Genomic DNA, 26,817 nt, shown 5'->3' with positions numbered 1-26,817 from the left:
TTTCCAGTTATGTGATTTTTGAGCTTTGAGGGTCTTTTTACTCTCCTGTGTCCTCAGATACCTTCTCTCCTGTAGACAGCCATCTTAAATACGCGCTGATAAACAGATCGATGTCTCCATCAAGCACAGCGCCTGCATTTCCGCTGCTGGCACCAGTACGATGATCCTTTACCATAGTGTATGGCTGAAGTACGTAAGAGCGAATCTGATTTCCCCACGCGATGTCTTTTACCTCACCACGGATGCCGGAAATCTTTTCTTCATTTTCCTGCTGCTTTAACATATACAGCTTTGCCTTTAACATCTGCATTGCCTTGTCCTTGTTCTGGAACTGGGAACGCTCATTCTGACAGGTAACAACGATACCAGTCGGAAGATGCGTAATACGAATTGCAGATGAGGTCTTATTGATATGCTGTCCGCCGGCACCACTAGAACGGTAGGTATCGATACGAAGATCATCATCGTTGATTTCAACATCAAGATCTTCCTCGATCTCTGGCATAACATCACAGGAAACAAAAGAAGTCTGACGCTTTCCTGCTGCGTTAAATGGGGAAATACGAACCAGTCTGTGAACACCCTTCTCAGACTTTAAATAACCGTAGGCATTCTCACCATTTACCTGGAAGGTGACTGACTTAATTCCAGCCTCATCACCATCAAGCATATCAAGAACTTCTACTGAGAAGCCATTTCTGTCAGCGTAACGTGTATACATACGATACAGCATACTAGACCAGTCGCATGCCTCAGTACCGCCGGCACCTGCATTCAAACGAATGATGGCATTATTTTTATCATACTCACCATTTAACAGTGTGCTAAGTCTGAGTGCTTCAAGGTTTGTCGTGAACTCATCAAGAGACTCCTGAATGACAGGAATAACCTCTGGATCATTCTCCTCGTAACCCATCTCAATAAGCTCACTAATATCGTCATACTGAGTAGACAATGTTGTGTAGCTCTTTACGGTATCTTCCAGACTCTTTAACTCTTTTGTCATCTTCTGAGAACGCTCTGGGTCATCCCAGAAATCAGGAGCTTCCATATAACGTGAAAGCTCTGCAATTCTCTCTTTTTTGGCATCCAGATTTAAAGAAGCACCAAGCTCCTTTAACATCGGGACATAAGTAGACAGTGTGTACTTAAACTGATCTAACTCTACCACTTTTCTTCCTCTACTTTCTTTAATTCAAATTCAATATGTCAAGTTCAATATATCTTGGCGTCATTTACTCAGCGAATCTTCCGCAGCACTGCTTATATTTCTTGCCAGAGCCGCATGGACACGGATCGTTTGGCTGAATCTTCGGTGCATTTCTGCGAACCGGTGCCTTCACGCCGCTGTCATCCTTGTTTGTTCCTGTCACCTTTGCTACCTGCTCACGCTCCTCTGGCTTTTCAACCTTTACGCGGAACATCATCTTGACAGTATCCTCACGGATGCTTGCCATCATCTCGTTGAACATGTCATAGCCTGCCATCTTATACTCATTGAGCGGATCGCGCTGTGCATATGCCTGAAGACCGATACCCTGACGTAGCTGATCCATATCGTCGATGTGATCCATCCACTTGCGGTCGATGGTCTTTAACAGAACAACGCGCTCTGCCTCTCTCATGCTCTCTGGATCTGGGAACTCGCTTTCCTTGTCTGCATAAGCCTGCAGTGCCATCTCTGTAAGAGTCTCTTTTAATTCTGCCTTCTTCATGTTCTTTGTTTCATCTGCTGACGGCATATATTCGGTAAGCGGAATGATGGAACGAAGCTCGATATTTAACTGAGCGAAATCCCAATCCTCCGGCGCCTGCTCATCTGAGATTGTGCGGTCTACAACCTGGCTGACGATATCTCTAATCATCTTTAAGATAACATCCTTCATGCTCTCTCCATCAAGAACCTGACGGCGCTCCTTGTAGATGATTTCACGCTGCTCATTCATGACCTCATCATACTTTAAGACATTCTCACGAATACCGTAGTTGTTGCCCTCAATCTTCTTTTGTGCCTTCTCAATTGCAGATGTTAACATCTTGTGCTCAATCTGCTCGCCGTCCTGAACACCAAGCGCATTGAACATGCTCATGATCTTTTCTGAACCGAACAGACGCATCAGATCATCCTCAAGTGAAATATAAAATCTTGATTCACCAGGATCACCCTGACGTCCGGAACGACCTCTTAACTGGTTATCAATACGTCTTGACTCATGACGCTCTGTACCAATGATCTTTAATCCGCCAAGCTTTCTTGATTCCTCATCAAGCTTGATATCTGTACCACGTCCTGCCATATTAGTTGCAATTGTAACAGAACCATGCACACCTGCGCCTGCAACGATCTGAGCCTCTAGCTCATGATACTTTGCATTCAATACGTTATGCGGAATACCGCGTCTTTTTAACATACCGCTTAAAAGTTCAGAAGTATCAATATTTACTGTACCAACAAGTACCGGCTGTCCTTTCTTGTAGGTCTCCTCAACCTCGTCGCATACTGCCTTATATTTTTCTTTCTTTGTCTTATAAACAGCATCCTGATGATCAATACGTGCAATCGGCTTGTTTGTCGGAATCTCAACTACGTCCATGCCGTAGATATTACGAAACTCTCGCTCCTCAGTAAGCGCTGTACCAGTCATACCGCACTTTTTATCAAATTTATTAAAGAAGTTCTGGAAGGTGATAGTTGCAAGTGTTTTGCTCTCTCTCTTTACCTTTACATGCTCCTTTGCCTCAATTGCCTGATGCAGACCATCGGAGTAGCGTCTGCCTGGCATAATACGTCCTGTAAACTCATCGACAATAAGAATCTCATCGTCCTTTACAACGTAATCCTGATCACGGAACATCATATAGTTTGCTTTGAGTGCCATGATCATATTATGCTGAATTTCAAGATTCTCCGCATCTGCAAGGTTATCAATATGGAAGAACTGCTCTACCTTTTGAACACCCTGCTCGGTTAAGTTGATTGTCTTATCCTTCTCGCTGACAACAAAGTCACCAGTCTCAGTGATCTCCTCACCCATAAGAGCATTCATCTTGGAAAACTCTGCACTTGCCTCACCCTTTTCAAGACGCTTTGCCAGAATATCGCAAACCTCATACAGCTTTGTAGATTTTCCACTCTGACCTGAAATAATAAGAGGTGTTCTAGCCTCATCGATCAAAATGGAATCGACCTCATCGATGATCGCAAAGTGAAGACCTCTCATTACGAGCTGCTCCTTATATACGACCATGTTATCACGAAGATAGTCGAAACCTAACTCATTATTTGTTACATATGTGATATCGCAATTATATGCTGCTCTTCGCTCATCATTGTTCATGCTGTTTAATACACAGCCAACCGTAAGACCCAGGAATCTGTGAACCTTTCCTTCGTTCTCAGCATCACGCTGTGCCAGATAGTCGTTAACAGTAACGACATGAACACCCTCGCCTGCCAGTGCGTTTAAATAAGAAGGAAGTGCTGCCACGTTGGTCTTTCCTTCACCAGTCCTCATCTCTGCGATACGTCCCTGATGCAGTACGATACCGCCCGTCAGCTGAACCGGATAATGCTCCTCGCCCAACACTCTTCTGGAGGCCTCACGAACTGTAGCGAAGGCTTCCGGAAGGATATCATCCAGTGTCTCGCCCTTTGCAAGGCGCTCTTTAAATTCTACTGTCTTATGCTGAAGTTCTTCATCTGACAGTGCGACCCACTGCTCACGCATGCCGAGGATCTTATCCACGATTGGCTTGATACGCTTAAGCTCATGCTGGCTGTGAGTACCAAATATCTTATTTATGAATCCCATATCTGCCTCCTAAATACATACCGATAGTACAACAGACTAATTCTATCATTTTTCCTATAAAAATTCAAGACATTTTTATTCCTACTTCAGTTTAGGGTTTTTCCGGAAAATGTAAAAAAGATGTATAAAAATTCTCTAAATTACATCAAAATTATATTTACAAAATCATTGTTTTGTGCTATACTCTTGGTAAATAAATAAAGACACATTTTATTTATTTCTATGATTCTATCGGAAGGAGCTGATTGTATGAAGTATATCATTACAGGAAGAAATATCGAGGTCACTGAGGGCCTGAAATCAGCAATTTATGAAAAGATCGGAAAACTTGAGCGCTATTTCACACCAGATGCAACAGTTTATGTTACGTTAAGCGTTCAGAAGGATCGTCAGAAAATCGAGGTTACGATCCCAGTTAAAGGAAGCCTGGTTCGTGCAGAACAGGAAAGTTCGGATATGTATGTTTCGATCGATTTAGTAGAAGAAATCATTGAGCGTCAGCTGAGACGTTATAAAACGAAACTGATTGCCAGAGAGCAGGATGGCGGAGACTTCTCAAGTGCCTTTATTGAGGAAGAGGATGAGTTCTCCGAAGAGAATGATGGCATCAATATTGCACGTGTTAAGCGTTTCCCATTAAAGCCAATGAATCCTGAGGAGGCTTGCCTTCAGATGGAGCTTTTGGGACATAACTTCTTTGTATTCTACAACTGCGATGAGGATCGCGTAAATGTCGTTTACAAGAGAAAGAATGGTACTTATGGTCTGATCGGACCTGAGTTCTAATAATTAAATTGTTACTTACAGGGCATCTCAAATGGAGGTGCCCTTTTTTTCGACACTTTTTTCCATTTTTTACCACTGTCAGATAGAGTTTTGTCTGATTATGGCTATTTTTGTTGCTGTCAGCAAGTTATGCTTCCTATCTATTAGATATATTCTTATACTAGGAGGTAGGATTTATGGACTTTGAACAAATTGGAATGCGCATTAAAGCATGCAGAAAGCAAAAGCACCTGACGCAGGAGAAGCTGGCAGAATGCCTTGACGTTTCTTCTCATTATATCTATGAGCTAGAACGTGGCGTGAAAACGATGAGCTTATACACACTCAACGATCTTTCGACTTGTCTTGAGGTTTCGAGTGACTATTTGCTCTATGGCAAAGACAATACTGATTCAAACCCGATTCCCGAAGACGCCCTGTCCGTGATGATTAAGGATCTTCCATCGCAGCAGAGAAACAGACTCGCTGATCTGCTTAAGGTGATGATGCCGTACATCTCTCTTGATGAGTCAAGCCAGACATCAGGCAATGATGCCGGCAGAAAAAAAGTAAATAAGTAAGCACAAAAATCCGAGGCAGTCATAATTCAGCCTCGGATTTTTGTATTTTTATCAGTTACTTTTATTTGACATTAAATGCCTTGATGCCTGGATATACAGCACTTGCTCCAAGCTGTTCTTCGATTCGAAGAAGCTGATTGTACTTGGCAACACGCTCTGATCTAGACGGTGCACCTGTCTTTATCTGGCATGTATTTAGTGCCACTGCAAGATCTGCGATAGTTGTGTCAGCAGTCTCACCGGAACGATGGGAGGAAATTGCGGTGTAGCCTGCCTTATGAGCCATCTTGATTGCCTCAAGTGTCTCGGATACAGAACCGATCTGATTTAACTTGATTAAGATTGCATTTCCTGCACCCAGCTCGATACCCTTGGAAAGTCTCTCGGTATTGGTAACAAACAGGTCATCACCAACCAACTGAACCTTGTCGCCCAGTCTCTTGGTGAGTTTCTGCCAGCCTTCCCAATCTTCCTCATCAAGACCATCCTCGATTGAGATGATTGGATACTTCTCGCAAAGTGCTGCCCAGTGCTCGATCAGTTCCTCAGCTGTATACTCAGTTCCTGCCTTTGGAAGCTTGTAGTAGCCCTTGCCTTTCTCACTCTTCCACTCAGAAGAAGCTGCATCCATAGCAATTCTAAAGTCTTTTCCTGGCTCATAGCCTGCCTTCTTTACCGCCTCAAGAATCGTCTCAATTGCCTCCTCATCGGACTTTAATGCTGGAGCGAATCCGCCCTCATCACCGACTGAGGTTGCGAGTCCTCTGGACTTTAAGATAGAAGCAAGTGCATGGAATACCTCTGCACACCATCTTAAGCACTCCTTAAATGATGGTGCTCCAACTGGCATGATCATAAACTCCTGTACATCAAGTCCTGAGGAAAGTGCATGGCAGCCTCCATTTATAATATTCATCATTGGAACAGGAAGACGATTTCCTGAAACTCCGCCAAGGAAACGATATAGCGGGATATCAAGAGATGCTGCCGCTGCACGGCAAACAGCGATGGATACGGCTAAAATAGCATTTGCGCCAAGCTTTGACTTATCCTTTGTTCCATCTGCTTCAATCATTGCCTTATCAACTGCATAAATATCAGAAGCATCCATACCAGTGATGGTATCGTTAATAATTGTATTGATATTCTCAACTGCCTTTGTAACGCCCTTCCCAAGATAGCGGCTCTTATCTCCGTCACGAAGTTCAAGTGCCTCGAACTCACCAGTAGAAGCACCGCTCGGTGCTGTTCCTCTTGCTACAGTTCCATCAGCCAGAGTAACCTCTGCCTCTACTGTTGGGTTTCCTCTGGAATCAAGAATTTCTCTTCCTACAACCTTCTCAATCTCTAAATAATCCATGATCGTACCAAACCTTTCTTTTTCTTTCCACTGGTCTCCAACGGGAGAACACTCCCGTTTCAGCAGTATGGAGCCAATGGTTATTTTGCGTGAAGTTTGAAGTTGTATTCAGGCTTTTTGCATTTTCTTTATATTAGCCATCACAACCATTAGTTAGTCTATGCTAATTCTTTTCAAAATGCAAGGGGATTCTGGACATTTTCCGGTTGTTGAAAATTTTATTCAGTTAGGGCGACGCTGGGTAGAAATCAAAATCAAATTTTAAATTTCTCTTGACAGGAATCGTGTGAGATAGTATAATCTCATTTGTGTTAGATATTTCTAACTAACATTATGCATAACTAATTTCAAGTTTTATTAGGAGACATTTATGGATCATTATCTGATTGAACATTGTGCGCCGACGTTAGCGTCTATAAAAACAGCAAATCTTTTCCGTGTCAGCTTTGATACTCAGAAAAATTTGTTTGATGCAGTACGCCGCTGGAACAATACACTTCGCGATAAGGGTGTTTTATGTTTTTGCCTATGCCTTCATGAGCACACGGCTTTAATCTATGTGGTTCGTATGAGTCGTCTGCAAAATGATCTGTCTGATCCGGCTGTCGGTGAGTTTCTTTCCTCCTTTGGCTATACAAGCCAAAACGCAATCGACGCTCTCCTCATTCTCAGACAACATTTGATGCAGTCTGGTACGTTTCCTCATGAAATAGGAATTTTCCTTGGATACCCACTTGCGGATGTGAAGGGTTTTATTATAAACCATGGTCATAACTGCCTTTGCTGCGGTGACTGGAAGGTATACAGTGACCCTGAAAATGCAGTTAAAACCTTTAGGCGCTACTGCAAATGCAAGCAGATTTACCGTAAAATGTGGGAACAGGGAAAGGATCTTCGCCAGTTGACAGTCAGCGCATAAGTGCCTGACTGATTTGACAAATAAATTTTATTTTAAAGGAGAATTATTATGAGCAAGGTAGCTGTTGTTTACTGGAGTGGAACTGGAAATACAGAGCAGATGGCAGAAAGCGTAGCAGATGGAGCTAGAAATGCCGGCGCTGACGTAACTACTTTTACTGCTGCTGAATTTGATGCTGACAAGATGGATGAGTTTGATGCAATTGCATTTGGATGCCCTTCTATGGGTGCTGAGCAGCTTGAAGAGGATGAGTTTGAGCCGATGTTTACAGCTTGCGAATCAAAGCTGTCCGGCAAGAAGATCGCTCTGTTTGGCTCCTATGGATGGGGAGATGGTGAGTGGATGCGCAACTGGGATGAGACCTGCCGCAATGACGGCGCTGTAATGGCGTGTGATTTCGTTATCTGCAATGATGCTCCTGATGAGGATGCTAAGGCAGCATGCGAGGAACTCGGAAAGGCTCTTGCATAATTAGAGAAAAAAGCTCGAAAGCAAATTATAAAATGCTTCCGAGCTTTTTTATTATAATGTAAAATCTAAGCAGGAACGGATTGCAGTGTGTGGTCTTACCTTTCCATTTGCAACTGCAACGTGAGCCGGATGTACGGAGTAGCCCTTTAATGCTGCCTCGTCAGTAAATGTAGAATCAAGCATCAAATCTGCATTTGAGCTTTCCAGTCCATTTATGTTAACATGAATCTCTAACAGTCCCGGAATCTGACCTGCAAGTCCCTCAAGACCAGCTTTGATTTCTGCCTTGATTGCTTCTTTTTCTTCTTTTGAATACTCATTCTTTAATGTCCATAAAATTACATGCTTTACCATTTTTCTCTCCTGTTCATTTTTTAATTAATTTTGTTTTTCACGAAACGAATGCGGTCTAATTCAAACAAGTCTTCTTCCCCTTCAGCAAAGAATTGAAGTTCAATCTCATACCGACCACTCTTATTGAGTTCGATTGGCGCTTTCCATGTTGTTTCCTGATGGATATCCTCTATATTGATCACACCAACTGACTCACCATTTGCCAGAATGCTAATTCCACATTCCTTCAGAGCTGTTCCTTCGATCTCGATTGTCCAATTGGCATCCTCCAAGAACTCGATATAGCGCCATTTTACGCTGCAGCCATCGGTGATATGTACAAGTGGGAAGCGTCCTTCTTTCTCGGTAAGATATGCTCTTCCAGTCAGACCGCACTGCCAGCCTGCCTCAATACCTGCCGTGGCATCTAGTCCATGTGAAAATCCCTGTGAGGTCATCTCTACCTGCTCGATAATTCCTCTCTCCTCATCTACCTCAATACGCTCAACACGGGCACGGCGCGCATATTTTGTGTTGTTGGAGGAACCATGATAAAATACATACCACTGATTTTCAATCTTCACGATTGAGCCGTGATTATTCCAGCTTTGCGGATCAATCCCTGTATTGTCGATTATACGACCTTTTCTTACATACGGACCAGCAACAGATTTGCTTACTGCATAGTCAAGATTTGTCGGATGACCGCCATTACGGTGTGTTTCATCAATAAATTCACTTGCGTACACGATAACATAATGATCACCTACCTTGCGAAGTGATGATGCCTCATGGAAACCATGACCATCATCATCCTTATTGATCAATGCTTCCTCATAGGTATCTGGATTCAGTGTACACATATCATCATTTAATTCTGCCATATGGCAGTGGCCCTGACCCCATGTGTAATAATATTTTCCGTTGTCCTCCAAAACAGACGGATCAATGCCTTCGATTGGCTTTCCTCCCATCGTTATCTGCACAGCATCCTCAAATGGTCCGTATGGGTTCTTGCTTTTTGCAACACCCTCTGTTCCATCTGAAAGGCAGAAATAGAAATAATACCACTCGCCTCTTTTTGTAACATCTGGCGCCCATAAAAGTCCATTTGACCACGGCACGCCTTTTTTGATGCCCTCATTTTCGTACTCATCGGTTGATGCAAGCACTGGGCCGTGATCGATCCACTCGGTCAAATCTGATACAGGTGCTGAATATACATGAAACTTGTGACAGCAATACTCGCCGTCAAACTCATCCTTTGAGCCATACAGATAAACTCTTCCATCAAATACCTTTGGCTCTCCATCAGGGATATAAATATTCAGCGGCAGAAATGGATTTTTTGCACCGCTTTGATAGACAGCGTTTGCAGGCTCTTTAAAATATTCCACGTTTAATCCTCCAATCTAGTGGGTTTTGCCTTAAACAAATCCTTTGACCCCAACTAGAAAGTATGATACCATGGATAACGATTGTTGGCAAATACAATCCACTCTTATTTTTATTATTATGAAAGGATTTTTTTATGAAACGCTCTCAATTAAAAAACTCATTTTTGCTGCTTTTGACTGCGGCTATCTGGGGATCTGCTTTTGTCGCACAAAGCGTAGGCATGGACTATGTTAAGCCGTTTACGTTTAATGGAATACGATCTGCGATTGGTGCACTTTTTTTGATCCCTTGCATATTTTTCTTTCAAAACCGCACAAATTCTTCTGAAGTATCACCTGCAGACCAATTGAATCAATCAGCCAAAACTCTCGCATCATCGCCAATTGCTCGAAAAACATTATTCTTCGGCGGGCTATGCTGCGGTATTGTGCTGGCGGCTGCTTCTTCCCTTCAGCAGATTGGAATTTCCTACACAAGTGTTGGAAAGGCTGGCTTTCTGACTGCCATCTATATTGTTCTTGTGCCGATTCTTAGTCTATTTTTAAAGAAATGCTGCAGCCCACTTGTATGGCTTAGTGTCGCACTGGCAGTTGGCGGTTTGTATCTGTTAAGCGTTCCTGATGGTTTTGGCTCTATTGGAAAGGGTGATCTTCTTTTGATTGCCGGCTCTTTCTTATTTGCCGTGCATATCTTAGTAATAGACTATTTTTCACCGCGCTGCAATGGTGTGGCTTTATCGTGTATACAGTTTTTTGTATGCGCAGTCGTATGTCTTATTCCGGCATTTATTTTTGAGCAGCCATCACTTTCTTCTATCCTTGCAGCATGGGCTCCTATTTTGTACGCTGGTGTTCTCTCCTGCGGTGTCGGCTATACTCTTCAAATTATAGGACAAAAGGGTATGAATCCAACTATCGCATCTCTTATTTTGAGTCTGGAATCTGCTATATCTGTTCTTGCCGGCTGGTTGATTCTTGGTCAAACCTTATCGGCACGTGAGCTTACAGGATGTGCTATTGTTTTTCTGGCAATTGTGCTTGCTCAGCTTCCATGGCCGCCCACAAAAAAATCTTAAAGAAAGGCATTTTATGGACCGAACTCTTACTTATACCGTCTCGATTGAAGAAAGTGACCTGCGCGCAGATCAGTTTTTATCGCGCCGCGGCTTTTCCTCTCACCTTTTGACGCGGCTTCGCAAAAACATGGAACATCTTCTTATAAATGGCACGCCAAGCCGCACAAACACACCTCTTCATGAAGGCGACATTCTGACAGTACATATTGTTGAGGAGCATTCCTCCTACCATGTGCCTCCTGTAAAGCTTCCTCTTTCAATTGTCTACGAGGATGAGGATATTCTTGTTGCAAATAAGCCGGCTAAAATGCCTATTCATCCTTCTATGGACAATTATTATAATTCACTGGCAAATGCTCTTGCCTGGTACTACCGTGACAGCGGCAATTTTATCTTTCGATGCACAAACCGCTTAGACCGAGATACCTCAGGGCTTACAGTAATTGCAAAAAATATGCTCTCCTCTGCCGTTCTTTCTGATATGGCTGTTCGTCATGCAATTACGCGTGAATATCTGGCGATTGTGCGCGGTGTCGTTACTCCTGCGTCCGGCACAATCACTGCACCGCTCTCAAGAAAGCCTGGCTCTATAATTGAACGCTGTGTAGATTTTGAACACGGAGAACGCGCCGTAACTCATTACAAAACATTAGAAACAAAAAATGGGCACAGCCTTGTCTCTTTACAGCTTGAGACAGGCCGCACCCATCAGATACGGATTCATATGAAATATTTAGGTTTTCCGCTTGTCGGTGATTACCTCTACAATCCAGATATGGAATTTATCACACGTCAGGCGCTCCACTCATGCCGTCTTTCCTTTGAGCATCCGATCACCGTGGTGCCGCTCTCCTTTGAGGCGCCACTTCCTGAGGATATGAAACGCGTGCTTGAGCCATAAAACTGTTCACAACACTTGGCAAGGACTTCGATGATTGTGCTTCACTCCACATTTTTGAGTGCATCTGTCATCGGAATTGCCTTGATTTTTTTGATCTGGAAGAATGAGATCACGGCATACGTGATTAGTCCGGCTGCAAGAACTTTTAACAGATCTGCCGGTTCCATATAAAATTCCAGATAGCCAGAATACTCGGCAAATACAATCTCGCAAATAGCCTTCAGCAGCACAATACATAACCCGATTGTCACTATCAACGAAACAACTGATACGATTGTTGTGGTACGAATATATAAGCGGTTGATTTCCTTGTCACTGTAACCTAAAATCTTTGCCATGGAAATTGACTGCACATTTTTCTCGATTACTACCTTTGAGAGCAGATATAAAAGCAGCGCAAACATGATCACGCCAAAGCCCTGAAATAGAACAGCCATTCCACCCATTGACAATCGAAGCTGTCTGCTGGTCTTTGTCAAATCTTCCTTTGATATAGTCATTGCAATGTTTTTCTGCGTCAAATCAGTCAGTTCTTCATTTGAGAAATATCCTGGATAATAGCTTCCCTTCTCAAATGTTTTCTCAAACGCATCACAATTCATAAAGACAGACAATGCAGCCGGATATGTATAGATACCCGTAACGGTAAAGGAATACGTTTTCTCCCCATACTCTTCCTGCAATGTAATTGTATCACCTACCTTGATATGCTGCTTATTTGCATAGGCATTTGAAATCAATACCTCATCATCTGAAAGGCTGCTCTTTATGTAGGCGCTGTTTTCCTGCACGCCATACACCATCACTTCCTCGCTCTTGTAGCGTCCCTCCTGTGTCTTTAATACCGTAACATCATAGCTTTCAGCCTCTTTATTTTCTGTCTTTTCTTCGCTTACAAGCACATACTGATGCTCTGCAAGAAGATGAGTTGTAATCTCCTGTTCGAAATGATCAAGCAGCGGTCCAAACATAAATCCAAACAATAAAATCAGGTTTGCGAACAAAATTCCGATAAACAAAATGACATAGTTTGGAATGTTCTGAAACAGGATTCTCATACGGAACCTCTTCATAATAGGAATCGTAGTCTTTAAGCGAAATGCTTTTTTCTTTTGTCTGCGGCTCAAATCACGACGAAGGAAACGAAGCGGTGAAAGACTCATCTTTTCTGCCAGCATAATAAAATTAATGGCAAACATCAAAAGCACTGGAATTACTGTTGTCTTGACAAATGCATCGGCGTTCCAGATCGTGACATAAGTCGGAAGGCTATAGCTTGCATAGTACAGTGCTGCCATATAACCTTTAAATACAGTGTATCCTAAAATATTTCCAATCACTGCTGCAATCAAGACAATGAGCATCGGCATTGCCATATAATGACGAATCAACTCGCCCTTTGAGTAGCCAGACGCGCGAAGTGTACCGATTACTGCTGATTCCTTGTTGATCGTGTTGCTGGTAGTCACGGCAAATACAAACGCAATAATAGCAATGACGATATAAAGAAATACGGTAAACATAGCATTATCGCCCTTTATATCATCTCCGGTAAAGATAATCGCCTGATTTACATACTCTGGGATAAAGCCTTCGACACCGTTCAGATTCAAAAGCGCATTTACATACAAAGTTTTCAAGAAAGATTCGCTGAGTGTCTTTGCCTCTTTCTCATCTGCAGGACGCTCGCTGTAACGCCATGAATAATTGTAGTGAAGATGATCATCGTTGATTTTATTAAATCCATCCTCTGTCACAATAGCCACACCAAATCTCACAGCGTCAAACATCATATCTGACGTGGATGAAAACAATGCACTGTAATCAGAAAGTGCCACTAAACCGCATATTGTGTAGGACACATCTCCAAGTTCCATCACATCACCAACAGAAATTTTATTATTTACGGCATACATACGGTCAATTGCAATCTCATTTTCATCTTCTGGAAAGCTTCCTTCCATCAGGCATTCCAGATCAATTTCTGTACGCTTCTTAAAAATACGAAGCGTACTCTCCACATTCTTTGTCTGTTCTTCTTTATAGAAGTTTGGATAAATCTTTGTTCCATCCTTTTGCAAGGCGTCTAACAGACTGCTTGATGCCTCTCTTTTAACCTCAAAATTTCCATCTTCAATATTATATTTTTCAAAACTCTCATCATAGGCCTGTGACATACTGCCGCTCGCAACCAAAAATCCAGATACAAGCGCGATCACACCTGCTATAAATACAAACAGAACAATATATTTTCCAGCCTCGCTCTTTAATTCCCTAAGAAAACGTTTATTCAATGGATTTGTTTTTTTCTTTACCATTCCAGATCCTCCGCTGCCATACGCGTCTCATTACGGCAATTCTCACGAATACGGCCATCATGAAGCTTTACGACGCGATCTGCCATCTTCTCGATTGCATTATTATGTGTTACCATAACAACAGTATTTCCATATTTGCGGTTAACCTGCTCGATTAGTTTTAAAATTTCCTTTGATGTTGCATAGTCAAGTGCACCTGTCGGCTCATCGCACAGCAAAATATCCGGATTCTTGACAATGGCTCTTCCTATAGCTGTTCGCTGCTGCTGTCCTCCTGATAACTGATTCGGCAATTTATGGCGATGCTCATACAAGCCAAGTGTCTTTAACAAATCATCTACATCAAGTGGGTTGTCACTTAAATAAGCACCCACCTCTACATTTTCCTTGATATTTAAATTTGGAATCAAATTATACATCTGAAAGACATAACCTAGATGCTTTCTTCTGTACAATGTCAGCGTCTTTTCGTCCATATCGGCTGTCTTTTCGCCATTAATTGCAATATAGCCGCTGTCTGAACTGTCAATTCCCCCAATAATATTTAACAGTGTTGATTTTCCAGAACCTGAAGGTCCTAAAAGCACGCATAATTCTCCTTTTTCAATCTCCATGTCAATTCCCTTTAACACTTCGATACGGCTGTCGCCTTCGCCGAAATGTTTTTTGATTCCTTTAATCTCCAGAAACATGACGTTCCCCCTCTCTTTATATTGATGAGACTTTGTTCTGGTTAAGTTTATGATGCCAGAAGTTAGTATTATCTAACTTCATATTATACGAGCTTTTATAAAGAAAAACAACCAGCATTGTTGATATTTTTTCTCAACATGCTGGTTGTTTGATATAGTTATGTCATATATTGTTTTACTTTTCTGGTACTACAATCAGGTCTTTTGTAAAATGGTTAAGCACCTTGCATCCATCCTCTGTTACGAGAACGAGATCCTCAACACGCACACCAAAATTTCCTGTTAAGTATATACCCGGCTCTATGGAGAAGGTCATGCCCTGCTTTAATATATCTGTATTTGCCGATGAGACATCTCCTGCCTCATGAACCTCCTGACCGATGTTATGACCGGTACGATGTACAAAGTATGGGCCATATCCCTGCTCTGCTATATAATCTCTTGCGGCTGCATCTACATCACAGAAGCGAACACCTGGCTTTACTGCTGCGATTGCGCGCTCGTTAGCTGTCTTTACGATGTTATATACCTTCTTCTGTTCTTCGCTTACATTACCCAAGAATACAGTTCTTGTCATATCTGAGCAATAGCCATTCCACAAGCATCCAATATCAAGAATTACGCTGTCGCCAGATTTTCCTGTGGAATCGTCGTTACTGTGATGCGGGTCAGCAGCATTTGCACCGTAGCAGCAAATCGGATAGAAGGAAAATCCTTCTGAACCAAGATCGTGATAAATATCAAGCAGCTTATCGGCAAGTTCCTTCTCTGTATAACCTTTGTTGACCTCTTTGATAAGACGCTCAACTGCCAGATCGTTTAATCTGGAGGCTTCGATCATAAACTCCTGCTCTTCGTTTGTCTTAATCTGTCGAATCTTATCAATGATGTAAGAACCGTTCTTGTAAGTCAGATTTGGACGAAGTTCCATAAGACGAAGCAAAAACTTTGCTGCCCAGTTTTTATCAATGCCAATCACGCCAGTTTCTGCAATCTTCTCAGAAAGAATTGCAACGCAGTCATCAACATCATCAACATACGTAACCGGCCAAATCGGATTATCTCCCTGTGGGTACAGCTTGCTGATTACAAGCTCAGTCTTGCCAGCTGCTGCATCAAATACAAGTACCATCAGACGTTCGCCCGGGTTCATGAGTCTTCCCATCAGATAGTTGATGGAGGCAGGATCGCTTACAATAAGCTGATCCATGCCATTTTCCTTCATTGATGTCAAAACCTTTTGTGCTCTTTCTTTAAATACAGTCTCTTTTACCATCTCTTTTGTCTGCCTTTCTGTCTTTATGTCCATATATGCCAGACTTCTCGTTTTTACTTTGTTACCGGCGTTGGTCTGGACCAGTCAAATACTAATCTTGAATCAATCAATGCTGACAAACGATCCTTTGCACCTGATGACGGATCTACATAGGAGCTGATTGCTTCCCACATACGCTGTCCGTCTACATTAGCACGTCCCATACGGAAATATTCATTTCCAAGCTGTGTCCAGCCAAGGTTTGAGTCAACGCTGCAGAAGTAGCTAAATCCTAACTCCTTTAACAGCTGATACTTTTGATTTGCAGGATCATAGCCTCTCCAGGAGCCCTCGTACAAATCTTCGCCCTGCGGATAAATGATTATATCAACATCACCAAGAAGCGGCTTTACCTCGCGATCCCACAAATGGGAATCAGACTCAAAACGCTCATATGATCCAGAATCACCGACCTTGTTGTGACCCCATGTATGACTTGCAAACAGCCATCCATCATCACGGCATGCCTGTGCTACCTGCTTTGCACTCTCCTTATCCTGCTCGATATTAGGATTTGGCTGATACATAGTCTGCTTCTTCTTTAAGTTGTTCTCCAGATTCCATGAGAAATACTGATCAAAGTAATCGCAGTTGCTGTTGTACCAGAAATCACTTGTACGATATCCAAAAATACCCTCATATCCAGTCAGAGCAATGATACCCTTAGCGCCGCGATATGAAAAGTCTGGATGAGTCTCAACAAAATCATCAAGAATCGGAACAACATCATATGAACCATAGCTTAGGCTGCCATCTGGATTCGTATATTCACTTGTCGGAGTTCCATCCTCACCAACAACAAGCTTGCTTGCAAAGCCATGACCTGTCATGTATTCGTAGTAGCTTACATCATCAACAGACAAAACAAATGGCTTCTTGCCTTCCGGAAGATAAATCGGCTGATGCTTCATAACCTGTGTGCCGTCTGCCTGTGTCTCATATGATGCCACATCATAGATGCTTACAAGCACATATCCTCTTGTATACATTTCTTCAAGAATACGGCAAAACTCATCCACTGTAGTCATTACATAGTTGTAATCCTTTACCTTGTTCATACCATCCTGCTTGCTGATTGCGATGTTATCATCAAAGGCTCTGCTTGTATCAACAACAAGCGTATGGAAGAAAATATGAGGAATTGTGCTGTTATCTGCGTAGACAACAGCCTCACTCTTTCTCTGCTCATAATCTGCAATGGCTGCTGTATAAGCTGCGTTGCTCTCATATCCTGATACTGACTGAATCTTTGCGATTGCACCATCATAATCATACATCGCTGCTAAATAATTAGCATCATCAAGTACACTATCTCCAGTCTTTTCCAGTACATATTCCCATGCCGGCTCTGTTTCCATAGAACCTGCCTGACGCTCTGGAACAATCATATTTCCATTCGCATCATTCTCATATGTCTGCGGCTCCATCATAGTTGCCTGTCCTGCTGCCTGTGTCTGACCAGCTGCAGACTCAGCCTGTGCAGCTTCTGTCTGCGCCTGCGTCTGAACTTTCTCAGCATTTGCCTCGCTTCCTGATGAACTTGTCAGCGCAGCTTCCTGCGTAACAAAAGGCGTACTTTGTGATACTGCCTGCGTATTGCCTGTTTTTCCACCAAAACCGACAGTCTCTCCGTTTCCTACACGGCTGATCTGCCAAATCAAAATGATTAGTACAGCAAATAAAAGAATCAGCAGTGTCACACAAACTACAATCAGGCCTGTGCCTTTTTTCTTTTTTCGTTTGTTTTTTTCTGTATCTTTCTGACTCATGTTTCTCCAATCTGCTGGGGACTTCCCCGGCGTATTTTATTAAATCGGCCCCCTTTCGTAACTTTCCTCAGCCGATTACATCAAAAATGATTGTACCTCATTTTCGTACAAAATACCATAACTTTTTTCTTACGGACTTCTTACGTCACTCCGCCGCAATCTGCTCTTTCACATTTTCTATTGCTTTTTGCAGCTGATTATCCTCACTTTTTTCGATTGTCAGTTTTGTCTTAAGTTCTTCGTTTAGATCTACCTCTACATCTGGGGTGATACCTTCTCCGTGTATACATGTGCCGCGCGGTGTAAAATAACGTGATACTGTGATTTTAATTGCGCTTCCATCGTTAAATGGCAAAATGCTTTGCACGATTCCTTTTCCAAAGGTCTGTGTTCCGATGATTGTTCCTGTCTCATAATCTTGAATGGCACCCGAAAAAATCTCAGATGCTGACGCACTGTTTCCATTTACGAGCACAGCAAGCGGAAGATCGAAATAATGCTCTGCATCGGACGTATAAGTATCTCCTTCTCCATTTTTATCCTCTGTGTAGACAATGGTGCCTTCCGGAAGCATGTAGTCAAGCATATCTACAACGCAGCTTAACAGACCTCCAGGATTGTCACGAATATCTACAATCAGACCTTCCATGCCCTGTGCCTTTAAATCATCAACTGCTGCTATATATTGGTCTGACGTAACTTCATCAAACTCTGTCACCTGAACATAGCCAATATTGTCCTCTAACATCTCATATGCAACTGTCGGAACTTCAATTTTTCTTCGCTCAACAGTAAAATCATAATACTTATCTTCTGACTCACGATATACGCGTATATCAACTGTAGTACCGTCCTCTCCCTTGATCCAGGAAACAACAGTGCTTACGTCGATGCCGCTTACATCATTCCCGGCAACCTCTATTAAAATATCGCCCGGAAGCATACCGGCCTCGGCACCAGGACAGCCCTCAAACGGCCGCACAACAGTAATGATCTTTGTCTGAACATTCTGTGATACAACAACACCTATTCCCTCATAGCTTCCGCTTGTTGATTCCATCAGTGTCTGATATTCATCTGCCGTGTAATAGCATGAATATGGATCATCAAGCGCATTCATAAAACCTTTATAAATGTTATCCTGATAATCCTTAGCATCTGCCGTATCAAATAAAAAGTAATCATCGGCACACTGTTCAAGAAGCTTTAATTTTGTCATCAGCTCATCTGTGATGGCCTCCTGATTCTGTGACTCGACTGTAGATGATGTTGCTGTCTTAGTTCCTCTCGATGAATATGCTGTTGCGAGTGAACTGTAACGATAATGACGGCTGAAATATATACCTGCCAGCGAACAGCCCATGATCGCTGCTGCCGCACCTACTGCCATACCTGCTGCAAAATTATTTTTTCTGTGTTTCTTTTTGCCTGTTTGAAGCTCATTTTTTTCCTCTATTGTTTCAGCATCTTCATTTAACTGTCTGTTTTTTTCTTCCACTTGCATCCACCTTTCCTCTGAACAGTCAGATCTATCAATGCTATTAGCATGACCAAAATCTGTCCGTCAATACTTTTGTATGCAAAACCAAAAGGGGGAAACAGACTCTTACGTCCGTTTCCCCCGGTTTTTCTACGCTGGAGCCTTAGTTTTTCTCCATATAATTCATATACTTCACAACCATAAGCGCAATCTTAAAGGTAATCGCATCCTCAAATACACGCAGGTCTAATCCAGTGCTCTTCTGAAGCTTGTCCAGACGATATACAAGTGTATTTCTGTGAATATACAGCTGTCTGGATGTCTCAGATACATTCAGGCTGTTCTCAAAGAACTTGTTGATTGTGGTCAATGTCTCATCGTCAAACTCATCTGGAGACTTGCCATCAAAAATCTCCTTGATAAACATACGACACAGCGGAATCGGAAGCTGATAAATTAGACGGCCAATGCCAAGCTTAGCATAAGCAACAACGTTCTTGTTGCTAAAGAAGATCTTTCCAACATCAAGTGCCATCTTTGCCTCTTTGTAGGATCTGGAAACTTCCTTTAACTCATTTACAACAGTTCCATATGCAACATGCACCTGACTCATTGCCTCGGTATTAAGCATATCAACCATAACCTGAGCTGTCTTCTCAAGATCATCCTGTGTCTCGCCCGGCTTTACCTCGCGAACAACGATGATATTCTTCTCATCAACTGCAGTGATGAAATCCTTTACTCTTCCGGTAAACAGGCTGCGTACCGTCTCAAGTGCATTGACATCCTTCTCATTCTTTGTCTCTATTACATAGACAACTCTCTTCGCAGATACTTCAATATGAAGCTTCTTTGCGCGATTATAGATATCTACCAACAGCAGGTTATCAAGAAGCAGGTTCTTAACGAAGTTATCCTTGTCAAAACGCTCTTTGTATGCAACTAACAGGTTCTGTACCTGGAATGCTGCAATCTTTCCTACCATGTAAACATCGTCACTGCCTCCCTTTGCCAGCATTACATATTCAAGCTGATGCTCATCAAATACCTTAAAGAACTGGAATCCAGCAACTACCTGGCTGTCTGCCGGCGACAACGTAAAATTCACGATGGTCTCCGTGGTAATCTCCGGATCACCAAACGTAGATGCCAGCATGTTTCCGTCGGTATCGCATACACACAAATCAATTCGTGCGATATTTTTCAGCCCTTCAATTGTACTTTGCAAAATCTGGTTCGAAATCATACTTTCCTCACATTCCGCCGCCGTAGCAGCTTATAGTTTTCACAGCTTACCGCCATTCCTTCTTATATTGTATAACATTTTTCGAGAAAAAAAAAGGGGAAATGTAAATTTTTTACATTTCCCCTAAAAAATCTTAATTTAATTCAATTAGTTTAATACAACCAACTCGCTATCCTTATCGAAGATATGGATTCTGCTCAGGTCAAGACCCAGAGTCAGAGTATCGCCCGGTCTAGCAGTTGTTCTTGGGCTTACACGAGCGGTGAAGCTTGTCTCGTTGATATCGAAGTACAGGAATACCTCAGCACCCAGAAGCTCGTACACACGGATTGTAGCAGTCAGAGTAGCACCCGGATAGTTGCTCATATCGCCATCATGGATATCCTCTGGACGAATACCGAAGCAAACTTCCTTACCAACATAACCCTTCTGAACTAATACCTTACCCTTCTCATCTGGAAGAGTGATATCAGCGTTACCAAACTGAACATGTACCTGGTTGCCTACCTGAACAACCTTAGCATCGATCAGGTTCATCTGCGGAGAACCGATGAATCCAGCAACGAACTTGTTAGCCGGCTTATCGTACAGGTTCTGCGGAGTATCTACCTGCTGGATAACACCATCCTTAAGAACAACGATTCTGGTACCCAGAGTCATAGCCTCGGTCTGGTCATGTGTTACGTAGATGATGGTTGTACCTAATCTCTGATGCAGCTTGGAGATCTCGATTCTCATCTGTACACGAAGCTTTGCATCCAAGTTGGACAGAGGCTCATCCATCAGGAATACCTTTGGCTCACGCACGATTGCACGACCCATAGCAACACGCTGTCTCTGACCACCGGAAAGAGCCTTCGGCTTACGATCAAGCAGATGCTCGATATCAAGGATCTTAGCTGCCTCATGAACCAGCTTATCAATCTCAGCCTTCGGAACTTTTCTTAACTTAAGACCGAATGCCATGTTATCATATACAGACATATGCGGATACAGAGCGTAGTTCTGGAATACCATTGCGATATCTCTATCCTTTGGCTCTACGTCGTTAACGACCTTATCACCAATCTTTAACTCACCAGAAGAAATTTCCTCCAGACCTGCGATCATACGAAGAGTAGTAGACTTACCACAACCAGACGGTCCTACGAAGATGATGAATTCCTTATCTGCGATCTCAAGGCTGAAATCCTTAACGCCGACAAAGCCGTTAGGATAAATCTTAGTTACATTCTTTAAAGACAAACTTGCCATTTTGAATTTCCTCCCTAATTTTCGAAACTGTTGACAGTCAGTTTTCTGATATGGTTATAATACATGATTTCGTAATTTTTTACCATACTGTTTTTCACCAAAAAAACAACGACATTTTTATATATGTTGTACACCTAATTTTCACATTTTATTAGTGGGTTGAAAACGACATTTTTATTATATTTCCACAAAACCTTCACCCAATACTTCTCTTGAGTCATTTACTATCACAAAAGCTCTGCTGTCTGCTTCTAAAACGACATCTTTTATACGAGCAATTTCACGAGGAGATATAACGCAAATGAGAATTGTTTTGTCTTGATTTGTGTACATGCCTCTTCCCTGCAGTCCAGTGACACCTCTGCCAAGCTTCTCTATAATTTTCTCAGCAATCAACGCTGACTGATCCGAAATGATATAAAGCATTTTGGCTGAAGTACTTCCCTCCATGATTCGATCTGAAATTTTCGCCGTCAGATAAACTACTATAATAGAGTAAAGCGCAATGCGAATGCCAAAAACCATAATTCCTACCGATGTAATAACTACATCAAGCAGCTGCATAAGCTTTGGCAATGAAATATAAGGAAAGAAATGATGTAAAATTGCACCGCACATATCAGTACCGCCTGTAGTTCCCTTTCCTAAAAAGACAAGACCAACACCGATACCCATGCTGACACCGCCAAAAACAGATGTCAAAAACAGATCAGGTTCCTCCATCAGCTGCACATACGGTATCACTGCAAGCCAAAAAGAAAGGAGAAGTGATCCCACCACTGTGCGCTTTGCAAAGTCCCATCCATTGATCTTTAATACAATAGGAACCATCGGCACATTTAAGATCAGGTTCGTTACCCACAGCGGAACACCATCTGGAACAATTCCCTTTGTCAGTTCCTTTACTATAATTGCAATTCCGGTAAAACCACCCGGGACCATTCCATCTGGATCTAAGAAAAACTGAAGTGATACTGCAATAACTGCCGTACCTGCCACAATCAGCAGATATTCGGCAAGCTTTTTTTGTCGAATTGTAAGTTTTTGTAGCATATTTTCTCCTTAAACAACAAAGAAAGCAAAATCCTGCGAGTGATTTTCCTTTCTTTTCTCTTCTTATTATCCTATAATTCTTCTCAAAGTACCTTTTATTATACAGAAACGGAGTTTTTTTATGATTTCTTATGAATCCTCATACTCAATACTGATCGGCCACCGTATCCGTAATGAACGAATTGCACTAGGTATGACACAATCTGAGTTTGCCAAACTGCTTGGCATCTCACCCAGCTATCTCGGTGCACTTGAGCGCGGCACACGCCCTGTCTCGCGAAGCATTATGAACCGCCTTCACGAAAAAACACATATTTCCTACGATTACCTGCTTGAAGGACTCGAAAAGCCAGATGATACTATACCCATCATGCAAAATATCGTTGCAGAGCCAGAACATTATCGTGTTCGCCGCGATATTGGGCTTCTTCTTGCCTCCTGCTCTGTGCGGGAGGCAAAAGACTGCTACCAGCTGATTCATACTTATTTAGATCATCTACGAAGCTCTGACAGCTCTAAATCAAAAGACGGCTAACCATAAATAAAATACATATTGCTGCTGCACCAATAAAAAATGGATCAATCAGTCTGCTAGTGCCTCTTTTTTGAAGTGCTTTTTTCTCTCCGCCATTAAGAACCCACGCAAAGTAGTCCTCTCTGTCACACAGTTTTGCTAAAAGCTTCACTAATACAACAACAAGCGCTGTAGTCACAATAGCTACAATACCTACAACAATTACTGTTGTAACAAGATAGGTCTGCTTAAAAGCTCCTGAAATTTCAAGCATTCCTTCCTCTTCCACACCTGATGCAGTAAGCGATGTCAGTGCATTTATTGCCTGTGCTGACTGAAAATTAATCAGAAAATGAATTGCCATGGATGCATAAATACTGCCTGACGCTTCTACGACAGCTGCAAAAATAACACCAAGCACAAAGCCATATGAGAACTGGTTAAAATTTAGATGCATTAATCCAAAGATCAATCCGCTCATAAGTGCTGCCTTCCAAAAGCCATGGCTTCTGTATCCATGGAAAAAGACGCCTCTGAAAACAAATTCTTCGCTAAATGCAGGAATAACAGCCAGAAATAAAATATTCATCCATCCAGGACCGCCTGTCATCTGCTCTGCAAGCCCTGCAGCTGCATTCGGCACAAAAAGTGAGCTAAACAGATTCAAGAACGATAAAAGCGGCATTGATAAAAGAGTGATACCAACCAGACAAAGAAGTGCGCCAAAACGCAGACGGCGATGACGAATCTCTTTATAAAGGTTGATATGCTCCTTTTTTGTATATCCCCATGCAGGCAGAAGGATCAGAAGCTGTGCCACTAAAAGATCTGCGTAAATTGGAAGCTCCATGCCATTTGTCAAGAGCACATAGGCATATGAGCCTCCAATTGAAAAGATCGCAATAATCAGAAACGTCAAATTTAATTTTGCTGTTTTCGTCATACTCACTTCTCTTTTCTGTATTCAATACGATTCTCGCCGATCTCAATCTTTCCTTCCTTGAGCAGATGACCAAGTGCACGCTTAAACGCATTCTTGCTCATCTTCAGTTCTCTTTTAATCTTATCCGGCTCTGCCTTCTCGCCAAATGGCAGATATCCGCCAAAAGACTCCATTGCATTTAAAATCGTCTCGCTGTCTGTATCCATCTGCAGATATGCCTTATCACGAACTGCCAGATTCAGCTTTCCGTCAGAACGCACCTCTGTGACACGTGCATTAACCAGATCTCCGGTACGGTAATTATCGTAAATTTCTTTCTTTGGGATCAAGCCAAAGTAACGGTTATCTACCGCAACAAACACACCAATCTCAGGATTTACGCGGTAAACAGTACCTGTTACCTGATCTCCCTTCTGATATGGGCTATCACTGTGAAGACGCTCATACACCTTCATTGTTGCACAAAGACGCTTGCTCTTATCAAGATACAATGCAACCAGACAATGCTCTCCTCTTCTTACAGGAACTGTCTGCTCTTTAAATGGAAGAAGAAGATCCTTCTCAAGTCCCCAATCTAAGAATGCACCGATTCTTGTCTTTTCCTTAACAGTCAGCACTGCCATCTCGTCCATTACAAGAAGTGGTCTTCTTGTTGTGGAAATGATACGATCCATGGAATCCTTGTATACGAATACCTCGATCTCATCTCCCTCTTTTGTTCCTTCCGGAACCTGCTTTCTTGGAAGCAGCACGCTCTCTTTTTCTCCTTCATGTCCCAGATAGACGCCAAAATCCTTAATACGAAGCACAGTAAGCGTCTGCATCTTTCCTAATTCGATCATATTTCCTCTCATTCTGCCGTTTGCGCGGCTCTCTGTATGATTCAGCCGACATCCAAAGTTTTTGTCGGTGATCTTCTTTTACTGAAAAGCAACTACTGCATATGCAGTCTGCTCATCCTTTTTTAACTGGACAATAATCTGTCCATCTTCTTCTTTTGTGACAACAGGAATCATCGTATCACCTAAAAGTGCCTGATAACGGTATTCGGCACGCACCTGATGCAGTGAAAAATCAGACGGCAGGTAACGGCTTGCCATCAATACATACTGCGTGTTATTCACATGATGATTGCTGTCTAAATGTTCGGTACGCACAGTTATAGGTTCCATGACGATGCCTTCCTTTGGCGCTGCAATCTTTCGATCTGCATATGGCATGTCAAGTGGTGTTCCAAGCTCGTAAGGGCTGCTGTCCTCCTCTGTGATGCGCACCGGACGCATCTGCGATTTTTGAACTAACACCCAGTTTGAGTTTGCTACAACACACTGTGTCCCATCTTGTCTTTGGATGCAGAAGTTTCGCTTGCCAAGCGTTCCCTTAAACTGGTACGCCTGTGTCCCGATTTCAATGTATTCGCAGCATCTTGGACGCTCTTTTATAATGATCTGCCAGGAATTTAAAAGCCACACCCGATCACGCTTTTTAAGCATATCCGTTCCATTGCCTACATCTTCTGAGTGAAAGACACTGCAGTCCTGAAGATAATTCATAATGCCTGCGAGTGACAGCTTTCCATTCTCGTCCGTCTCACTGAAACGAACCCTGCTGGTAAATGTATACATATTCGTTCCTCCATCCAGAGCATAAAACAGCTCCTTTTGATTATATCATTTCCTTTTGGGAAAAGAAAGCAAAATTTTATATATTTTTCAAAAAAATGCTTGACATTTGGACAATCCTGTATTATCATAAACATGTTGCTTAAAGCGCTATCGCCAAACGGTAAGGCACTGGACTCTGACTCCAGCATTTTCCAGGTTCGAATCCTGGTAGCGCTGCTAATTTAAAGGCGCTGTGGTGAGATTTCACTGCAGCGTTTTTTTTGCGTTCATAGTTCACGCGTCCAGGTAGATTCATACAAATCCCATGCTTGCATGAGGATTTTATGAATCAACTGGACGAAGTGGACGCCCGTTTATGAGCAAAACAAAGCTGCATAGCAGCGACACACGGAACGGGTGGTTTTGCGAATGGCGTCTCGTGAACGTTTAAATAGTCATTCATCGAAGACCTCTCGTAACCCCTCCTAGTAACATAACGCCTCATCACGAAGCGATGCCTTTCATTCTGTCAATTTTTGTAACTATTCAGAACCCCATTCGCAAAATCGCATCTTCGATGCTTCTATTTTGCTCATGTGGTTACCTCGCCATATAAAATTGCTATTCTGTCTGAATGCAAGCATTCACAGAAAGCAATTTTGCATGGCTCTGAATAGTTACATTTTCTTTAGTTTGCAGCTGCTGCAAATGCATCATACTGCTCTGTGGTGTATGGTTCTTTGATGTCTCGAAGTTTACAAAAGTCGGGCGGGAAAGCCAAGAAACTTTTTTCAATTATCGGACAATGATGTCGAATTTTGTCGAATTATTATACAGGCAATTATCAATTTCGTGCTTGTGATTTCTTGTGAAGCATGATATACTAATTATAGTAATAGAGAACATATATTCACTACTAATAAGGAAAAGCAACCGAGAGATTCCTAAGTTGATTACCAGGAAAGAAAGGAGTTTTATGGCAATTCGGAAAAAGCAGGAGCCAAGCGAATATCA

Annotated in this window: 23 protein-coding genes and 1 tRNA gene; 8 read left to right on the top strand and 16 right to left on the bottom strand. The window is 42.4% G+C overall.

Annotated elements, in window-relative coordinates; all coding sequences use genetic code 11:
- Window positions 1–37: 37 nt before the first annotated feature.
- Both prfB and secA read right to left on the bottom strand, forming a co-directional pair.
- Entirely contained in the window at window positions 38–1,171 is a 1,134-nt protein-coding gene (gene prfB, locus WJP93_RS02010; protein WP_227102345.1) for a peptide chain release factor 2, read from the bottom strand.
- Between the two features lie 64 nt (window positions 1,172–1,235).
- On the bottom strand, window positions 1,236–3,812 hold the full coding sequence (secA, locus tag WJP93_RS02005; protein WP_118615453.1) for a preprotein translocase subunit SecA: 2,577 nt from the start codon (window positions 3,810–3,812) through the stop codon (window positions 1,236–1,238).
- Window positions 3,813–4,061: 249 nt separating this feature from the next.
- On the opposite strand from secA, the gene raiA reads away from it, so the two are divergent.
- Together raiA and WJP93_RS01995 are read left to right on the top strand one after the other, a co-directional pair.
- Window positions 4,062–4,598 carry a ribosome-associated translation inhibitor RaiA gene (gene raiA / locus WJP93_RS02000; RefSeq protein ID WP_337546597.1) on the top strand — a complete coding sequence of 179 codons (537 nt, stop codon included), beginning with the start codon at window positions 4,062–4,064 and terminating at the stop codon, window positions 4,596–4,598.
- A 176-nt stretch (window positions 4,599–4,774) separates the two neighbouring features.
- Window positions 4,775–5,158 (top strand): helix-turn-helix transcriptional regulator, encoded by a 384-nt coding sequence (locus tag WJP93_RS01995; RefSeq protein WP_118615455.1) that lies wholly within the window; start codon window positions 4,775–4,777, stop codon window positions 5,156–5,158.
- Window positions 5,159–5,219: 61 nt separating this feature from the next.
- On the opposite strand, the gene eno is transcribed toward WJP93_RS01995, so the two are convergent.
- Window positions 5,220–6,518, bottom strand: coding sequence for a phosphopyruvate hydratase (eno, locus tag WJP93_RS01990; RefSeq protein ID WP_262538871.1), 1,299 nt, complete (start codon window positions 6,516–6,518; stop codon window positions 5,220–5,222).
- A gap of 370 nt (window positions 6,519–6,888) precedes the next feature.
- Between eno and WJP93_RS01985 the strand changes: the two genes are divergently transcribed.
- Both WJP93_RS01985 and WJP93_RS01980 read left to right on the top strand, forming a co-directional pair.
- A complete protein-coding gene (locus WJP93_RS01985) occupies window positions 6,889–7,437 on the top strand; it encodes a DUF3793 family protein (protein ID WP_262538870.1) in 549 nt (182 codons plus the stop codon).
- A gap of 48 nt (window positions 7,438–7,485) precedes the next feature.
- Window positions 7,486–7,908, top strand: a complete 423-nt coding sequence (locus WJP93_RS01980; RefSeq protein ID WP_308732116.1) for a flavodoxin — start codon at window positions 7,486–7,488, stop codon at window positions 7,906–7,908.
- A 51-nt stretch (window positions 7,909–7,959) separates the two neighbouring features.
- On the opposite strand, the gene WJP93_RS01975 is transcribed toward WJP93_RS01980, so the two are convergent.
- Window positions 7,960–8,262 carry a Dabb family protein gene (locus WJP93_RS01975; protein WP_337546593.1) on the bottom strand — a complete coding sequence of 101 codons (303 nt, stop codon included), beginning with the start codon at window positions 8,260–8,262 and terminating at the stop codon, window positions 7,960–7,962.
- A gap of 20 nt (window positions 8,263–8,282) precedes the next feature.
- Window positions 8,283–9,638: a family 43 glycosylhydrolase gene (locus WJP93_RS01970; protein ID WP_337546591.1), complete on the bottom strand. Its 1,356-nt coding sequence runs from the start codon at window positions 9,636–9,638 to the stop codon at window positions 8,283–8,285.
- A 134-nt stretch (window positions 9,639–9,772) separates the two neighbouring features.
- Here WJP93_RS01970 and WJP93_RS01965 point away from each other — a divergent pair, with 134 nt between their 5' ends.
- Window positions 9,773–10,714 (top strand): DMT family transporter, encoded by a 942-nt coding sequence (locus WJP93_RS01965; protein ID WP_337546589.1) that lies wholly within the window; start codon window positions 9,773–9,775, stop codon window positions 10,712–10,714.
- Window positions 10,715–10,727: 13 nt separating this feature from the next.
- Window positions 10,728–11,615 carry an RluA family pseudouridine synthase gene (locus tag WJP93_RS01960; RefSeq protein WP_337546588.1) on the top strand — a complete coding sequence of 296 codons (888 nt, stop codon included), beginning with the start codon at window positions 10,728–10,730 and terminating at the stop codon, window positions 11,613–11,615.
- 41 nt (window positions 11,616–11,656) lie between these two features.
- On the opposite strand, the gene WJP93_RS01955 is transcribed toward WJP93_RS01960, so the two are convergent.
- From WJP93_RS01955 to WJP93_RS01920, 8 genes are all read right to left on the bottom strand, one after another.
- On the bottom strand, window positions 11,657–13,933 hold the full coding sequence (locus tag WJP93_RS01955; RefSeq protein WP_337546587.1) for an ABC transporter permease: 2,277 nt from the start codon (window positions 13,931–13,933) through the stop codon (window positions 11,657–11,659).
- A complete protein-coding gene (locus WJP93_RS01950; RefSeq protein WP_066562719.1) occupies window positions 13,927–14,625 on the bottom strand; it encodes an ABC transporter ATP-binding protein in 699 nt (232 codons plus the stop codon). Before WJP93_RS01950 ends, WJP93_RS01955 begins: the two co-directional genes overlap by 7 nt.
- A gap of 175 nt (window positions 14,626–14,800) precedes the next feature.
- Complete coding sequence (locus WJP93_RS01945; RefSeq protein ID WP_337546584.1) at window positions 14,801–15,934, bottom strand: Xaa-Pro peptidase family protein; 1,134 nt, start codon at window positions 15,932–15,934, stop codon at window positions 14,801–14,803.
- A gap of 20 nt (window positions 15,935–15,954) precedes the next feature.
- The gene (locus WJP93_RS01940) at window positions 15,955–17,709 is read right to left on the bottom strand and encodes a polysaccharide deacetylase (protein WP_337546583.1); all 1,755 of its coding nucleotides are present in this window, start codon (window positions 17,707–17,709) and stop codon (window positions 15,955–15,957) included.
- Between the two features lie 145 nt (window positions 17,710–17,854).
- Window positions 17,855–19,207 carry a S41 family peptidase gene (locus WJP93_RS01935; protein ID WP_337546581.1) on the bottom strand — a complete coding sequence of 451 codons (1,353 nt, stop codon included), beginning with the start codon at window positions 19,205–19,207 and terminating at the stop codon, window positions 17,855–17,857.
- Window positions 19,208–19,352: 145 nt separating this feature from the next.
- Window positions 19,353–20,435 carry a helix-turn-helix domain-containing protein gene (locus WJP93_RS01930; RefSeq protein WP_066562723.1) on the bottom strand — a complete coding sequence of 361 codons (1,083 nt, stop codon included), beginning with the start codon at window positions 20,433–20,435 and terminating at the stop codon, window positions 19,353–19,355.
- A 147-nt stretch (window positions 20,436–20,582) separates the two neighbouring features.
- Entirely contained in the window at window positions 20,583–21,689 is a 1,107-nt protein-coding gene (gene ugpC, locus WJP93_RS01925; RefSeq protein ID WP_337546578.1) for a sn-glycerol-3-phosphate ABC transporter ATP-binding protein UgpC, read from the bottom strand.
- A 177-nt stretch (window positions 21,690–21,866) separates the two neighbouring features.
- A complete protein-coding gene (locus WJP93_RS01920) occupies window positions 21,867–22,742 on the bottom strand; it encodes a YitT family protein (protein WP_308732113.1) in 876 nt (291 codons plus the stop codon).
- Between the two features lie 121 nt (window positions 22,743–22,863).
- Between WJP93_RS01920 and WJP93_RS01915 the strand changes: the two genes are divergently transcribed.
- A complete protein-coding gene (locus WJP93_RS01915) occupies window positions 22,864–23,277 on the top strand; it encodes a helix-turn-helix transcriptional regulator (RefSeq protein ID WP_118615481.1) in 414 nt (137 codons plus the stop codon).
- On the opposite strand, the gene WJP93_RS01910 is transcribed toward WJP93_RS01915, so the two are convergent.
- From WJP93_RS01910 to WJP93_RS01900, 3 genes are all read right to left on the bottom strand, one after another.
- Complete coding sequence (locus tag WJP93_RS01910; protein ID WP_337546575.1) at window positions 23,258–24,199, bottom strand: type II CAAX endopeptidase family protein; 942 nt, start codon at window positions 24,197–24,199, stop codon at window positions 23,258–23,260. The two genes, WJP93_RS01915 and WJP93_RS01910, sit on opposite strands and share 20 nt — an antisense overlap.
- A gap of 2 nt (window positions 24,200–24,201) precedes the next feature.
- Window positions 24,202–25,041: a S1-like domain-containing RNA-binding protein gene (locus WJP93_RS01905; RefSeq protein WP_337546572.1), complete on the bottom strand. Its 840-nt coding sequence runs from the start codon at window positions 25,039–25,041 to the stop codon at window positions 24,202–24,204.
- A gap of 78 nt (window positions 25,042–25,119) precedes the next feature.
- Window positions 25,120–25,824 carry an acyl-ACP thioesterase domain-containing protein gene (locus WJP93_RS01900; RefSeq protein ID WP_337546569.1) on the bottom strand — a complete coding sequence of 235 codons (705 nt, stop codon included), beginning with the start codon at window positions 25,822–25,824 and terminating at the stop codon, window positions 25,120–25,122.
- Window positions 25,825–25,967: 143 nt separating this feature from the next.
- Here WJP93_RS01900 and WJP93_RS01895 point away from each other — a divergent pair.
- Window positions 25,968–26,040, top strand: a tRNA-Gln gene (locus tag WJP93_RS01895).
- The last annotated feature ends 777 nt before the right edge of the window (window positions 26,041–26,817 follow it).

It is taken from the genome of Anthropogastromicrobium sp., assembly GCF_037349415.1.
GTDB lineage: Bacteria > Bacillota > Clostridia > Lachnospirales > Lachnospiraceae > Anthropogastromicrobium > Anthropogastromicrobium aceti.
This window is presented reverse-complemented; position numbering and strand designations above follow the sequence as displayed.